The organism is Variovorax paradoxus (assembly GCF_902712855.1).
In the GTDB taxonomy this organism is placed as follows: Bacteria; Pseudomonadota; Gammaproteobacteria; order Burkholderiales; family Burkholderiaceae_C; genus Variovorax; species Variovorax paradoxus_Q.
Genome location: NZ_LR743507.1, coordinates 1,818,799 through 1,833,472 on the forward strand (window position 1 = coordinate 1,818,799; position 14,674 = coordinate 1,833,472).

14 protein-coding genes are annotated in these 14,674 nt (G+C 70.2%); all 14 read right to left on the reverse strand.

Translation table 11 applies throughout. From position 1 onward, the window contains the following. Nucleotides 1-135: 135 nt before the first annotated feature. Nucleotides 136-2,376 (reverse strand): phosphocholine-specific phospholipase C, encoded by a 2,241-nt coding sequence (locus AACL56_RS08085; RefSeq protein WP_339092825.1) that lies wholly within the window; start codon nucleotides 2,374-2,376, stop codon nucleotides 136-138. A 35-nt stretch (nucleotides 2,377-2,411) separates the two neighbouring features. Continuing rightward, on the reverse strand, nucleotides 2,412-2,600 hold the full coding sequence (locus tag AACL56_RS08090) for a hypothetical protein (RefSeq protein WP_339089312.1): 189 nt from the start codon (nucleotides 2,598-2,600) through the stop codon (nucleotides 2,412-2,414). A gap of 301 nt (nucleotides 2,601-2,901) precedes the next feature. After that, nucleotides 2,902-3,801, reverse strand: a complete 900-nt coding sequence (locus AACL56_RS08095; protein ID WP_339089313.1) for a 5'-nucleotidase — start codon at nucleotides 3,799-3,801, stop codon at nucleotides 2,902-2,904. Nucleotides 3,802-3,925: 124 nt separating this feature from the next. Then, a complete protein-coding gene (gspF, locus tag AACL56_RS08100; RefSeq protein ID WP_339089314.1) occupies nucleotides 3,926-5,164 on the reverse strand; it encodes a type II secretion system inner membrane protein GspF in 1,239 nt (412 codons plus the stop codon). Nucleotides 5,165-5,179: 15 nt separating this feature from the next. Next, the gene (locus AACL56_RS08105; protein WP_339092826.1) at nucleotides 5,180-6,571 is read right to left on the reverse strand and encodes a GspE/PulE family protein; all 1,392 of its coding nucleotides are present in this window, start codon (nucleotides 6,569-6,571) and stop codon (nucleotides 5,180-5,182) included. 16 nt (nucleotides 6,572-6,587) lie between these two features. Beyond that, nucleotides 6,588-8,885, reverse strand: coding sequence for a type II secretion system secretin GspD (gspD, locus tag AACL56_RS08110; RefSeq protein ID WP_339089315.1), 2,298 nt, complete (start codon nucleotides 8,883-8,885; stop codon nucleotides 6,588-6,590). Between the two features lie 8 nt (nucleotides 8,886-8,893). Further along, the gene (gene gspN, locus AACL56_RS08115) at nucleotides 8,894-9,694 is read right to left on the reverse strand and encodes a type II secretion system protein N (protein ID WP_339089316.1); all 801 of its coding nucleotides are present in this window, start codon (nucleotides 9,692-9,694) and stop codon (nucleotides 8,894-8,896) included. Nucleotides 9,695-9,725: 31 nt separating this feature from the next. Beyond that, on the reverse strand, nucleotides 9,726-10,283 hold the full coding sequence (gene gspM / locus AACL56_RS08120) for a type II secretion system protein GspM (protein WP_339089317.1): 558 nt from the start codon (nucleotides 10,281-10,283) through the stop codon (nucleotides 9,726-9,728). Continuing rightward, nucleotides 10,280-11,497 (reverse strand): type II secretion system protein GspL, encoded by a 1,218-nt coding sequence (gene gspL / locus AACL56_RS08125; protein WP_339089318.1) that lies wholly within the window; start codon nucleotides 11,495-11,497, stop codon nucleotides 10,280-10,282. Before gspL ends, gspM begins: the two co-directional genes overlap by 4 nt. Nucleotides 11,498-11,622: 125 nt before the next feature. Next, a complete protein-coding gene (gspK, locus tag AACL56_RS08130) occupies nucleotides 11,623-12,636 on the reverse strand; it encodes a type II secretion system minor pseudopilin GspK (RefSeq protein ID WP_339089319.1) in 1,014 nt (337 codons plus the stop codon). Beyond that, on the reverse strand, nucleotides 12,633-13,340 hold the full coding sequence (locus AACL56_RS08135) for a PulJ/GspJ family protein (RefSeq protein ID WP_339089320.1): 708 nt from the start codon (nucleotides 13,338-13,340) through the stop codon (nucleotides 12,633-12,635). The genes gspK and AACL56_RS08135 overlap by 4 nt, the downstream gene beginning before the upstream one ends. After that, nucleotides 13,340-13,723, reverse strand: coding sequence for a type II secretion system minor pseudopilin GspI (gene gspI, locus AACL56_RS08140; protein WP_339089321.1), 384 nt, complete (start codon nucleotides 13,721-13,723; stop codon nucleotides 13,340-13,342). Before gspI ends, AACL56_RS08135 begins: the two co-directional genes overlap by 1 nt. Further along, nucleotides 13,720-14,226, reverse strand: a complete 507-nt coding sequence (locus AACL56_RS08145; RefSeq protein ID WP_339089322.1) for a prepilin-type N-terminal cleavage/methylation domain-containing protein — start codon at nucleotides 14,224-14,226, stop codon at nucleotides 13,720-13,722. Before AACL56_RS08145 ends, gspI begins: the two co-directional genes overlap by 4 nt. After that, nucleotides 14,201-14,641 (reverse strand): type II secretion system major pseudopilin GspG, encoded by a 441-nt coding sequence (gene gspG / locus AACL56_RS08150; protein ID WP_339089323.1) that lies wholly within the window; start codon nucleotides 14,639-14,641, stop codon nucleotides 14,201-14,203. Before gspG ends, AACL56_RS08145 begins: the two co-directional genes overlap by 26 nt. Between the last annotated feature and the right edge of the window lie 33 nt (nucleotides 14,642-14,674).

Here is a 14,674-nt window from a genome sequence, read left to right on the forward strand (position 1 = left end):
TTGGTGTTGTGCACTCGAGGCTAGAAATCCCGAATGACACCGGGATGAATCGAAACGGCGAGGTGTAAGCGCACGTTGCATGCACCCGCACCTCGCCGTGTTGCGTCATGCCATGACGCGTCGTTCAGCAGGCCGTCAGACGGCCTGGCCCATCGCCGGATCGCTCACCGTGTGCCTGCCGGTTTCCACGCGCCCCGCGAAGCGGCGGTAGTAAGCCGGGTCCGCATCGCAGGTCACCGCGAAGTCGTACCACTGGCCGCTGGCCGCGAGCTCCCAGTGCTGCTCGGTGCTGGCGCCGCCGTTCACGGTCGCGGTCCACGGCCCGTCGTTGCGGTAGGCCTTGGCATCGATGGTGAACCTGCATGCGGCCTTGCCGTCGTTGCGCATGCTCAGGTAGACATTGCCGTTGGCGATGTCGTAGCACACGCGCACCTCGGGGATGGCCGCGTCGCCAGCGCGCAGCGTGCCGACGTTGCCCTTGAAGTGGCGGTGGAAGCCGTTCGGGCCGAGCACCCACAGGTCGTAGAGGCCGTTGTCGCCGGCGGCCGGTGTCCAGGCATCGTCGAGTGCCTTGCCCGCTTCCACCATGTAGCGGCGCGGCTGCAGGTCGAGGTGCAGCTTGTCGTACACGTGGAACACCGCCGCGGCCTTGCCGGTGTTGGAGAACAGCAGCTGCACCTTGCCGCCGATCGCATCGGCCCTGGCGCTGGTGTGCAGCTCGTACGGCAGTGCGCGCGACGGACGCGTGCCGGTCGCCTGGTGCGGCAGTTGCGGATCGAGCGGCAGGGCCACCTGCGCCAGTGCCTGCTGGTCGGCGCGCAGCTTGTCGGCCGACGACCGGGTGGTGCGCCCGGTGAGCGTGGGCAGTGCCTCGGCGTTGGGCGTGGCGAAGTTGAAGGCGCTCGTGAGATCGCCGCACACCGCGCGGCGGAACGGCGAGATGTTGGTTTCCCTCACGCCGAAGCGCGCCTCGATGAAGCGCAGCACCGAGGTGTGGTCGAACACCTGCGAGTTGACCCAGCCGCCGCGGCTCCACGGCGAGATCACGTACATCGGCACGCGCGGGCCGGGGCCGAACACGCGCTTGTCGGGCGCGGGCTGCGAGCTGCTGCCGGCCGGCGGCGGCTGCGTGAAGTACTCGTGCGCCATGTCGGCGTCGGCCAGCGTGGTCTTGCCGGCGGGCTTGTCGCCGGCACCGAGCGAGGGCGCGGAGGGCGAAGGCACGTGGTCGAAGAAGCCGTCGTTCTCGTCGAAGTTGACGAGCAGCACGGTCTTGCTCCAGACCTCGGGCACGGCCGTGAGCGCGTCCAGGATTTCCTGCAGGAACCATGCGCCCTGCACCGGGCTGGAAGGACCCGGATGTTCGCAGTAGACCGACGGCGCGTTGATCCAGCTCACCTGCGGCAGGCGGCCTTCGCGGATGTCCTTGCGGAACGCGTCGAGGTACTCCTCGGGCTTGGTGCCCGGCAGCGTGTTGGCGATGCCCTTGTACAGCGGGTTGCCGGGGTTGTCGCTGGCCGCGTCGTAGGCGTGGTAGGGCACCGCCTGGCCGCTGTTGGAGTAAGGCGCGCCGATGTTGCCGCTGGACACCGGGAACGGCGAAGCGCGGTTGGCGGCCCTGAACTGCCGGAATGCGCCCAGCATGTTGTCGCCCCACTCGTCGGGCATGTTCTGGTAGCAGATCCAGCTCACGCCGGCATCTTCGAGGCGCTCGGCGTACGTCTTCCACGTGTAGCCGGTGTTGACCGCGCTGGCGCGCCCGTCGAGCCAGTCCCACTCGTTGTTGACGTAGGCCACGCCCTGCGCGGTGGCGCCGTTGGTGCCCGTGAGGTGGAAGGAGCGGTTGGCGTCGGTGCCGGTGTGCATCGCGCAGTGGTAGCTGTCGCACAGCGTGAAGGCATTGGCCAGCGAGAACTGGAAAGGCACTTCGGCTTCCTTGAAGTAGCCCATGGCCGCATTGGTCTTGTAGCGCGGCCATTGCGAGATGCGCCCGCCGTCCCATGCGTTCTGGCTGTCGTCCCACTCGTGCGGGGTGCCGCTCACGCGCTGCGCGTTGCCCTTGGACTGGTCGAGGTGGTAGGGCATGACGATCCTGCCGGAACCATCGCTCTGCTGCCACACGCTGCGCCCGCCCGGCAACGGAATGGTGAAGCGGTCGCCGAAGCCGCGCACGCCGGGCAGCGTGCCGAAGTAGTGGTCGAACGAGCGGTTCTCCTGCATCAGGATGACGATGTGCTCGACGTCCTTGATGGTGCCCGTGGCGTTGTTGGCGGGAATGGCGAGCGCGCGGCGGATGCTCGGCGGAAAGGCGCTGAGCGCGAGCGCGGCGGCGCCGGTGGCGGCGGTGCCGGTGAGGAACTTGCGGCGGGAGTTCATGGGCTGGTCGGGGCGGTTCATGGCGTGGTGTCTCGTCAAGGTGCGCAGCTCTTCAGGGGAGCCGCACCGGTGTCGGGCGTGGCGGGCGGCGTGGGCGTGGTTGGCGTCGGCGTCGGCGTGCCGCCGAAGAAGCCGCCGCCGCCGTTGCCGCCACCGCAGGCGGACAAGGCGCAGGCCAGGGCGAGCATGGGCACGAGGCGCATGCCGGAAGATGGAATTCGCATGGGGTCTGATCCTCTCGAGTCGTTGTTTTGTCGGAGAGCGAAGACACCGGCTGCCCCGCGGTCGGGCAGGCGGCCGGGTCTTCGCTTTCCAGGCCCGCACGGAAATTTCGTGCGCGCCGCGGCTGGCCGGCGCGGCGTCGTTCAGGTCGCGATCAGTCGATCGGACTGGATGACAGGAAGCACCCCGGAGGTGCCGTGCACCGGACAGGCCGCAAGACTAGGGAGAAGGCGTGACGTCGCGATGAAGCGGCGATGACACGCGCAGAGGAAGCACGCACGGGCGCGGCGTCGCGCCGCACGCTCAGGGCTCGTTGCTGATGCCGCTGCTGACGTGCCCCGCGGGCACGTGCCGCGATGCGGCATCGACGTGGCCCGTCTGGTCGTCGAAGAAGAAGTCGGGCTCGAACTCGCGCAGGAACTCGCCCTTGGGCAGGCCGCCGAGGAACATCGCCTCGTCGACGCGGATGTTCCACTTCATCAGCGTGCGGATGGCGCGCTCGTGCGCCGGTGCGCTGCGCGCGGTGACCAGCGCCGTGCGGATGCGCATCTGCGCGTTGCCGGCCATCTGCAGCCGGTGCAGCGCCGCGAGCAGCGGCTTGAACGGGCCTTCGGGCAGGGGCAGGTCGGCCTTGCTGAGTTCGTGCGCCTGGAAGGCGTCGAGGCCCTCGGCCTGGAACACGCGCTCGGCCTCGTCGCTGAACAGCACCGCGTCGCCGTCGAAGGCGATGCGCACTTCGTTGGGCCATGCGTCGCTGGCCTTCACCGACTCGACCAGCACGCGCGCGGCCGGAAAGCCCGCGACGAGCGCCTCGCGCACGTCCTGCGCATTGACCGACAGGAACAGGTGCGCGCGCAGCGGTCGCAGGTAGCCGAAGGGCGGGCGGCCCTGCGTGAACACGCCGCGCTGCAGCTTGATGTCGGCCGCCGCGCTCGAACGGAAGATGCGCATGCCCGACACCGGGTCGTTACGCGACAGGATCACCACCTCGACGCGCTGCACGCCGTCTTCGTTGAAGCGCAGCAGCTTGCGGATGAGCGAGTAGGCGATGCCCGGCGCGGCCGGCACGTCGATCCGGTCGAGCTGCAGCTTCATGTAGCCCTCGTTGTCGCCGGCTTCGAAGATCCGGTTCTCTTCCTCGAGGTTGAACAGTGCGCGCGAGGAGATCGCGACCACGAGCTTGTCTTCGAGCGTCACCGGCATGGCGCTTCCTTGTGGATGTGTCTTTTTCCGGCAGGTGCGCCGCGCACGGCCGCCCGAAGCGGCCGCACCGCCCCCTGCAACGGGGTTGGAGGCCACACGAAGTGGGCAAGCCTGGGGGTCTGCGTCATTTCACGAACTGGTTGAGCTGGATGATGGGCAGCATCACCGCCAGCACGATCAGCATCACCACGCCACCCATCGCCACGATCAGCAGCGGCTCGAGGATGGTGGCCAGGTGCATGGCGCGGCGCTGCACTTCGGCGCCGAGCTGGTTGGCCGCGCGCTGCAGCATCAGCGGCAGCGTGCCGGTCTGCTCGCCCAGGCGGGCGAACATCGACACCAGCCCCGGAAAGCGCTTCTTCTGCGCCAGCGCCGAGGCCAGCGGTGCGCCTTCGCGCACCAGCACCAGCGCGTCGAGCGCGTCGGCGCGCATGGCGCGGTTGCTCAGTGTTTCCGCCGCGGCCTGCAGTGCGCGCAGGATCGGCACGCCGGCGGTGGCCAGCATGGCGAGCGTGCTCGCGAAGCGCGCCGCGTTGTAGCCGCGCGCGAGCTTGCCGACCAGCGGCAGCCGGAGCCAGGCCGCGTCGAACTTCAGGCGAAGGGCTTCCTGCGCAAGCGCCAGCCGGGCCCCGGCGGCCGCAAGCACCACCGCGCCGAGCATCCACCAGCCGTAGTTGCGCACGCCCGCGCTCAGCGAGAGCATCACCGTGGTGAGGAAGGGCAGCGAACGCTTGGTGCCCGCGAACACCTGCGCCACCTGCGGCACCACGTAGCTCACGAGGAAGATCACGATCACGATCGCCACGAGCGTGACGATGGCGGGGTACAGCGCGGCGCCGACCAGCTTCTGCTGCAGCGCCTGGCGTTCCTCGAGGTCGTCGGCCAAGCGGTCGAGCACCAGGCCGAGGTTGCCGCTCTGCTCGCCGGCGCCGATCACAGCGGTGTAGATGGGGGAGAACTCGCGCGAATGTGCCGACAGCGCGCGCGCGAACGGCGAGCCCGCGTTGACCTCGGCACGCAGCGAGGCCACGAGGTTGCGCTGCGGTTCCGATTCGGCTTCGTCCGTGAGCGCAGTGAGCGCGCGTTCGAGCGGCAGGCCGGACGACACGAGGCCGGCGAGTTGGCGCGTCCACACCGCGAGTCCGGTGGAGTTGAACACGCGCTTGCCGCCGCCCAGCCAGCGGCTCAGGCTGCTGCGCTGGCCGGTGCCGTTGACGTGGTCGCTGCCGACCGGCTTGACCGACAGCGGAATGAGCGACTGCGCGCGCAGCAGGCTGCGCGCGCTGCGCGCGGTGTCGGCCTCGAGCACGCCTTCGCGCGACTGTCCGCTGGCGTCGATGGCTTCGAAGGAATAGGCGGGCATCGCGGGTAACTGGCGCTAGTCGCGGGTCACGCGCAGCAGTTCGGCGCGCGAGGTGATGCCGGACTGCACCAGCCGCTCGCCGTCTTCGCGCATGGAACGCAGGCCGCCGCGCTCGCCGGCCTCGAAGAGCTGGCTCTCGGCGGCCTTTCCGTGGATGAGCGCCTGCACGGCTTCGTCGGCCACCAGCAGCTCGAAGATGCCGGTGCGGCCCTGGTAGCCGGTCTGGCCGCACACGTCGCAGCCGGCGCCGGCGCACACGGTGCACACCTTGCGCACGAGGCGCTGCGCGAGCACACCCAGCAGCGACGAGCTCAGCAGGAAGGGCTCCACGCCCATGTCGGTGAGGCGCGTGACCGCGCTCACCGAGTCGTTGGTGTGCAGCGTGGCCAGCACCAGGTGGCCCGTGAGCGAGGCCTGGATGGCGATCTGCGCGGTCTCGAAGTCGCGGATTTCGCCGATCATGATCACGTCCGGGTCCTGCCGCAGGATGGCGCGCAGGGCCTTGGCGAAGGTGAGCTCGATCTTGGCGTTGATCTGCGTCTGGCCCACGCCCGGCAGTTCGTACTCGATCGGGTCTTCCACCGTCATGATGTTGCTGCGGCTGGCGTCGAGCCGCGCCAGCGCGGCGTACAGCGTCGTGGTCTTGCCCGAGCCGGTAGGCCCGGTCACGAGGATGATGCCGTGCGGCTGCGCGATGAGCTTCTCGAAGCGCTCCAGCGTGTCGCCCTGCATGCCGACCGATTCGAGCGTGAGCTTGGATTCGCTTTTGTCCAGCAGGCGCAGCACCGCGCGCTCGCCGTGCGCGCTCGGCAGCGTCGATACCCGCACGTCGACCGCGCGCGTGCCGATGCGCAGGCTGATGCGCCCGTCCTGCGGCAGCCGTTTTTCGGAGATGTCGAGGTCGGCCATGATCTTCAGGCGCGAGATCAGCGCGGCATGCAGCGCACGGTTGGGCTGCACCACCTCGCGCAGCGTGCCGTCGATGCGAAAGCGCACCGACGACGTGCGCTCGTAGGGCTCGATGTGGATGTCGCTGGCGCCGTCGCGCGCGGCCTGCGTGAGCAGCGCGTTGAGCATGCGGATGATGGGCGCGTCGCCGGCGCTTTCCAGCAGGTCCTCGACCGCCGGCAGCTCCTGCATCATGCGCGAGAGGTCGGCGTCGCTCTGCACCTCGCTCACCACCGCGGCGGCGCTCGATTCGCCCTGCGCGTAGGCCGCGCTGATGCGCTGCGCCAGCGCGCCGTCGGCGAGCACCTCGAAGGCCTGCACGCCGTACTTGCGCGCCACTTCGCCGACGGCACTGCGCACGGGGCTCGACGACATCCACAGCGTGTAGCGGCCGTCGTCGGACTCCTCGAGCAGCAGTTGCTGGCTGCGTGCGAAAGCGTAGGGCAGGGGATAGCGCATGGACATCGGTGCAGTATCAGGGCAGTTCGCGTGCGCTCACAGGGTCGGCCGTGGGCGGCAGCGCGCCGCGCAGCGAGCTCGGGGCCAGCTTGCGGTTGTCGGCGGGGAGCGCGGGCGGCGGGATCAGCTGGGTGCCTTCCTCGCGCAGGCCGCCGGTGCGGTTGCTGGGCGCACCCAGCGGCGGCGTGGCGGGCAGCACCGGCGCCGCGTTCACGTTGCGCAGCATCACGTTGTCGGTGGCGGGTTGCGCTGCCTGCTGCAGGCCGCGGATCTGGTCGTAGCGGTCGTAGGCGAAGGCCTCGGTCGAGTTGGCGTCGCGCATCACCACCGGGCGCAGGAACATCATCAGGTTGTTCTTCTCGCGCTTGCGGGTCTCGTTCTTGAACAGGTTGCCCACCACCGGGATGTCGCCGGCCAGCGGCACCTTCTCGACGGCGTTGCCGTAGGTGTCCGACAGCAGGCCGCCCAGCATGACCAGGCCGCCGTCCTCGACCAGCACGCTCGACTCGAGCGAGCGCTTGTTGGTGGTGGGGCCGTTGGGGTCGGTGGTGGTGCCGGGCGCGACGTTGGAGATCTCCTGGAAGATCTGCATCTTCACGGTGCCGTTCTCGTTGATGGTCGGGCGCACGCGCAGCGTCAGGCCCACGTCCTTGCGCTCCACGGTGGTGAACGGGTTGATGCCCACCGAGCCCGAGGTGCTGGCGTACGAGCCCGTGGGGAACGGCACGTTCTGGCCGATCACGATCTTGGCCTCTTCGTTGTCCAGCGTCAGCAGGTTGGGCGTGGAGAGCACGTTGGCGTCGTTGTCGCTGCTGAAGAAGTTGGCGATGGCGCCCAGGATGTACTGGCCGCCGACCTTGCCGGCGATGCCCAGGTTCAGGCCCGAGCTCGGCACGATGCCGGCCGCGTTGCGGGTCGCGATGGCCTGCGTCAGCGCCAGGATGTTCGCGCCGCTCAGCGACGAGTTGGTGCCGATGACCGCGTTGTTGCCCAGCGCGCTCTGCCACTGCACGCCGAAGTTGGCCGCCTTTGTGGCGTTCACCTCGACGATCAGCGCCTCGATCATGACCTGCGCGCGGCGGCCGTCGAGCCGGTCGATCACGGCGCGCATCTGGCGGTATTGAGGTTCGGGCGCGGTGATGATCAGCGAGTTGGTGCTCGGGTCGGCCTGGATCTGGCCGCCGGTGGAGGGCTGGTTGGCGTTGTTCAGCGGGGCGGAGGCCTGCGGCGAACTGCCGCTCTGGCTGCCGCCGAAGGCGGTCTGCTGCGCCTGCTGGGCAAAGGCGTTCTGCGCCTGCGGCTGTGCCGCGCCGCCGGCCGCACCCGCTGCACCCGGCGTGGTGTTGATCTGGTTGGCCGCCATCGCCGCACGCAGCGTGGCTGCCAGGCGCACCGCGTCGGCGTTCTTCAGGTAGACCACGTAGATGTTGCCGGCCGCGCCGTTGGTGCTCTCGGCGGCGGGTCGGTCGAGCTTGTCGACCAGCGAGCGCACCAGGCTCACGCGTGCCGGATTGGCGGCGCGAAGAATCAGCGAGTTGCTGCGCGGGTCGGCCAGCAGCGTGGTGCGGAACGAGGCATCGGCTGCGCCCGCGGCCGCCGGCGCGCCCGGTGCGCCGGAGCTGCCGCCGTCCACGAGGCGCTGCACCAGCGGCACCATGTCGGTGGCGATCGAGTGCTTGAGCGGGATCACCTCGATGTCGGACGCGTTCGGCACGTCGAGCGAGGCGATGATGCGCGCCAGCCGGCGCATGTTGTCGGCGTAGTCGGTGATCACGAGCGAGTTGTTGCCCGGGTTCACGTTGATGGTGTTGTTCGGCGGGATCAGCGGGCGCAGCACCGGCAGCAGGCTGTTAGGCGACTCGTAGTTCAGCCGGAAGATCTGCGTGACGATCTGGTTGCTGCCGCTCGACGAGGCGGCGCCGATGGACGTGTTGACGGTGCTGCTCTGCAGCTTGGCGTCGGCCTCGGGAACCACCTTGTACAGGCCGTCGGCCTCCACCACCGCGAAGCCCTGCAGCCGCAGCGCCGAGGCGAACTGGTTGAACGCGGCCGCCGGCTGGATCGCGCGGTCGGTGACCAGGTTCATCGTGCCCTTCACGCGCGGGTCGACCACCACGTCGCGCCCGGTGACGACCGCCATGGTGCGCGCCACGGCCTCGATGTCGGCGTTGGCGAAGTTCAGCGTGATCGGCTCGCCGCGGCGCGGCGCGTCGCCGGTCTGCGCGAACGCGGCGGGCGCGCCCTGCAGGAAGGTGGCGGCGATCAGCACACGCACGGCGAGTGCGACGGTGCCGGTCGAGAACAGTGGCTTCATGATGAGGATCAACCCAGGGTGATGATCGAACGCGCGTTGTCGCGCCGTCCGATGATGTTCAACAAATTGGAAAGTGCGTCTTCGCGGCCGGGCGCGGCACTGGCTTCGCCGTTGAAGCGGAAGGAGGTGCCGTTCCAGCTGCCGCTGCCGTTGAGTTCGAGGCTGCCCTCGCGTGTGCTCAGCAGCAGCGTGGGACGATTGCCGCCCTCGAGCGTGAGCCGGTAGCTGCCCATCGGTCGCAGGGTCGACAGGCTGGAAGAGACGTCGGTGGCGTCGAGCGTGGCCTGTCCGGCGATGCGCAGCGCCGGGCCGTCCCACTGCATCGCGAAGGCCTTGGTGCTGAGGTCGAGCGCGCCGTCGAGCTTGAGCGTGTTCCAGGGAGCGCCCAGGCCGGTGAGCATGGTGGCGGGCCAGCGCGAGCGGCTGTCCTGCCAGGTGAGCAGCAGGCCTCCCGAGCGCGGGCTGGCCGTGAGTTCGAGCGGCTGAGCGGCGCAGCAGGGGAGGTCGAGGCTCGCGAAGACGTTGCCCCAGCCCGGACGCATGCGCCAGTGCAGCACGCCGGGCAGCGACACCGCCTGCGTGCCGCCGGCGCCGCTGGCGAACACCACCGAGGCGGTGCCGTTCCAGACCGTGCCGCGTGCATTGGCCAGCACGAGGCGGCCCTGGGTCCAGCCCGACAGCGCTGCCGACAGCCAGCGCGCCGGCGCGAACAGCACCACCGCCAGCACTGCGCCGGCGAGCACGCCGAGCAGCGCCCAGCGCCAGCCGCGGCGCGGCCGGGGTTCGAGAACGGGCGCGCGGGTCACCATGCGGCGTTCTTGCTCATGGCGTCCGTCGTGGTCATCGCGCCGCGGGCAGCGCCATGACGACGGTGCCGTCCCAGCGTGTTGCCGGTGTCTTCGGCGCGTCCCTGGTGCCTGCCGTGGCGGGGGACGGCGCAGGTGTGCTGGCGGTGGGCGCGCGGGTCAGGTGCACTTCGCGCGGCACCGCATGGGCGTTGCCGCGGGCCTGGCCGAGCCACTGCGCGACGGTGGCCGCGGGGGCTGCGCGCAGCGAGACGGTGGCGGCACCGTCGCCGCCCGAGGTCATGAGCTGCGCGTTGGCGGTGCCGAGGCTGTCGCGCACGGAAGTCTCGAGCGCGCGCAGCGCGTCGTCGCGGTTGAGCCGGGGCTGCGACTGCAGCGCCTTGGCGCGGTTCTGCAAGGTGGCCATCTGCTGCAGCTGGGAGTCGAGCTTCGCGTGTTCGGCCGGGGCCGCGGCCAGCGTACGCAGCGCGGGTGCGAGCGCGATCCACCAGAGCAAGGCCAGTGCCACCAGTGCGACGGCTGCGGCGACCAGGCGGCGCTCGCGCGCTTCGAGGGCGGCCCAGCGGGCCTTGAGTTGTTCGCTGAAGTTCATCGGACGGCCTCGGCCTGAGCCTGCACGAGCAGCAGGTCGCCTTCGGTGCGCACGTTGTAGCCGCGCGGCGCCATGGCATTGGTGATCTGCGACACCTCCGAGGGCTGCAGCCCCAGGCCGCGCAGGCGCAACTGGCCGGCGCTGTAGTCGACGGCGCTCGGCACCTTGCCGGGCGGGAGGTTGGCGGCGAGCGCGCCGACCATGGGTTCGAAGTCGCTGCCGGCCACGTCGCCCACGGCCTGCTGCAGCGCAGCGACTTCGCGCTGCATCTGCACCGGCGCGTCGATCACGATCTTCACGGCGGGGAAGGTCTGGGTGAGCATGGCCTTGGCCGCCTGGCGCTTGGCCTCGAGCGCGTTGCGCTCCTTCCAGGCCCAGGCGTTCAGGCCGATGAGCTGGGTGAGCAGCAATGCCACCACGCCCCAGCGCGCGGCGCGCCATTCGGGGGCGTAGCGCAGCGTCTGCAGCACCGACGCGAATTTCTTGCCGGCGCGCGCGCGGCCGGTGGCGGCCAGGTCGAACTGCGCCAGCTCCCAGGGCGAGCGCGCGGCCTGCAGCCAGCGCTGCGGCGCCTGCACGATGGGAACGCGGCGCTCGAGCAGGTGTTCCGCGGCTTCGGCCACGGCCGGCTCGGTGGTGATGACCGCGGTGTCCAGCGGCAGGCCGTCCGATAGCGCCAGCCCGGCGCCGGCCAGCGGCAGCGACACCACGCCGTCCGCGTCGCACACGGTGAGCCGCGGCGACTCGGGCTCGCCAGTGACCAGCAGCAACGGCGGGCCGCCGGCTGGCTGCGGCGCGAATTCGGGAACGATGCGGACCACGCGCCGGCCGGCCGACTCGAGGCCCTGCACCACGCTGCGCAGCCAGATGCGGTTGCATGCGGCCACCCACACCGGCTCGCCGACCTTGGCGCCGGGTTCGAGTGCGAAGTGCAGCGCCTCGGGTTCGTCGAGCAGGTGCTCCTCGAGCAGCCCGTCGAGCACAGCGCGCAGCCTGGACGCGCTGCCGGTGCTGCCCTTGGGCAGCGTGACGCGGTGCCACGACAGCGCGCTGGAAGGGATGCCCAGCATGACCTCGGGGCTCGAGGGCAGGAGCGTCAGCAGCGCGCGGCCTTGGTTGCGCAACGCAATGCCGTCGTCGCCTGCCTGGGCCCAGTCGAACTCGCCCGCAGCGTCGGCCGGGGGAAGAGGGGCAATGAGCAGCAGGGGGATCATGTCGATTTGTAAAAGCCGGTGGATTGTAGGTGCGTGTCCGACAGCAGGATGCTCCGATTTCGATAGCGTATTGCGCAGTTGTGACGCGGGCTGGAAGGCCTTTTGCTCGTGAAAAATGGCACGAATCAGGGTTTGACCGTAGTGTTTGTTGCGCCGGCGCCGCGGCTGCGCCAGATCGTCGTCACCGTGACACCGTTGCGCTGTAGCAGCGAGTGCTCCTCGACGTAGGTGCGGTCCAGCCGCAGCCGGCCATAGACCTCGAAGAATTGCGTGCCCACGCCGTGTTGCGCCGCGTTGAAGGGGGCGCTGCCGCTGGGCAGCGCGGCGTTGGCCGCGGCGATGTCCTTGAAGAAGGCCGTGCGCCGCCGTTCCACCAGCTGGCGCGCGCTGGCGATGTTGAGCGATTCCATGCTGGCGCTGATGGCTTCCGCGCTCGCGGTGTTCAGGTTGAGCGTGGTGCGCACCGGCAGGATCGTCGCGTAGGGCTCGAGCGCCGCGGCGGTCGCGGGCGACAGGCCGAGCCACACCAGCTGGGAGACCTCCTGCGGCATGAGCGGCGCGGCGCTGGCGTCGGCATCGCCGTCGGTGCCGCTGCCGGAGCTTGCCAGCGCGCTCGCGAGGGCGGAGGTCATGCGGTTGAGTTCGCTCACCGGCAGGCCCAGCAGGTTGAACAGCCGCGTGAAGGTGGCGACGCTCGCGGGCACCGGCTTGCCCGCGTCGACCAGCGACAGCACGTTGAGCTTGGACTGCGCGTCGACGATGCGTCCCGAAAGGAATGCATCGGGCAGGCCTTCGAGGTTGTCGCTGGCCACGTTCTTCTCGGCCGACAGGAAGCTGGTGAGGCGAGCTTCCTCGAGCGGCACGGCCCAGGGCTCGGCCAAGTGGTCGGGCCCGCCGGTGCGGCCGTCTTCGCCAAGGATGAGGCGCGACCAGTCGAGCGCCCCGACCAGCACCCAGGCGGCCTGCACACGCCCGCGCTCGGCCGCCTCGACCTCGGTGGCGCGCCATTGCTGCCAGAGCGCGGCGGCGGAGAAAGTGGCCACCAGCATCACCGTGAGCATCGCGGCGAGCAGGGCCGCTCCGGACTGGCGCCCCCCCGGTCCGTTCGTGGTGCGGCTTGCGCGGCGCAGCTTCGTCATGACGACCTCGGTGCGCCGACGGTCGGGCGCACCCAGTCGCGCGTGAGCGTGCCCGAGAGGCCGTCGCCCGGCGGCAGGGTGATCACGAGGCGCACGCCGTCGGGCAGTGCCACCACCGGCCCGGACGGGTTGTTCGGATTGGCCGCGACGGTGGGCAGCTGGCCGGCCGGCACCCAGCTGTTCTCGCGGAAGTAATAGAGCTGCCAGCTGTTGACGGGCACCAGCGAGACGTCGCTGGCGCCGCCCGGCACGTTCGCGCCGGCAGCGGCGCCGCTGTCCTGTGCCCACGACGCGGCCGTGTTCCAGGCCTGCTGCCATTCGCTGCGCGTGGTGAAGGGCAGCGATTGCCAGCGCCGCCAGCGCACGCCGTCGGAGCCCGACTTGAGCGCCCAGGCCACCACCAGCACCGATGGTGCCGACGCATCGCTGCCGCGCCGCGTGAGCCGCAGCACGCGGCCGTCCCAGTCGATCGGGCGGGTCTGGGCGAGCGAGGTGATCGCATCGAGGTCGGCCCCCCATTGCGCAAGGGTGGCCTGCAGCGTGAGGACGGCGTCGGCGCGCTGCTGGTTCTGGGTGGTGGCGCGCGACATGCTTTCGAGCCCGCGCCAGCTCACGAGCGACAGCAGCGCCATCACCGAGATGGCGACCAGCAACTCGATGAGCGTGAAGCCGCGCGCGGCGGCAGTGGGGGTGGCGCGCCGCATCAGTAGCGCCCCACGACGGTGGAGATGCGCAGGATGGGCGCATCGCCCTCGTCGCGCACCTGCACGTCGACGCGGCGGAAGTTCGGGTTCAGCGTGGCGACGATCGAGGTCGTCACGTTGTATGTGACGCCGGCCTGCAGGCAGATCGAGCCCGAGTCGCCCACGGCCGGCATCTGCCGCGACAGGCGCGCCTTGGCGAGTTCGTTCTCGGCACACAGGTCGGCCAGCACCAAGTCGGACTGGCGCTGCGCATTGCGCGTGAGCGACATCGTGGCCTGCGAGCCGGCGGCCAGCGCCAGCGCGACGATGCCGAGCGCGATCAGCACCTCGATGAGCGTGAAGCCGCCGGTGCTCGGGGAGAACGGGCGCCGTCCGCGGGTCATTGCACGGGGAAGACGGTGAAGGGCCGCAGCCCGTCGGTGGCGATGCGCAGCACGCGCTCGGGCGGGCCGGCGGAATGCAGCATGACCTGCTGCGCCGCGATGATCGGGTCGGGGCCGAGTTGCAGCGCAGGCATCTGCACGCCGCTGGCGAGCGAGGCCTGTGCGCTGATGCCGGCGGATGCCCATCCACTGGGCAATGCCTCGGGCGGCAAGCCATCGAACGCGAAGCCGCCCTCCACCGGACGCCAGCGCACCGGCACGCCGCTGGCGCGCGATTGGGCACGGGCCGACTCGAGCAGTGCGGCGAGCCGGTCGGCCTCGCGGTCGAGCTTGGCTGCGTCGGTGTCGCGCATGGCGAAGCTCACGGCGGCGGTGGCGATCGCGATGATGGCGATCACGACGATCAACTCCAGCAGCGTGAAGCCGCGGGCCGGTCTGCGCGGAGCTTGCAGGTGGTGGCGCGCTGCGCCCGTGCCGCTATTGCCAACTGCCGATGTCGGCATTCTTGCCCTCGCCGCCGCTTTGGCCGTCGGCGCCGAACGAGAGCACGTCGATCTCGCCCTTGATGCCAGGGTTCATGTACTGGTACGGATGACCCCAGGGGTCGTTGGGCAGCTTCTCGACGTAAGGCTTCCAGTTGGGTGCGGCCGGACCGGAGGTCGGGCGCGTGAGCAGCGCCTGCAGGCCCTGTTCGGCCGTGGGGTAGCGCTGGTTGTCCAGGCGGTAGAGCTTGAGCGCCTGCATGAGGTTGTTGATGTCGGTGCGCGCGGCCGTCACGCGGGCGTCGTCGGCGCGCTCGATCACGTTCGGCACGATCAGCGCCGCCAGCACGCCGATGATGACGAGCACCACCATCAGTTCGATCAGCGTGAAGCCGCGTTGGACGGTGCGGTTGGCGGCACGGAGGAATTTGTTCATAGGTTCGACGGACATGATTCGGAAAGCGCGCTG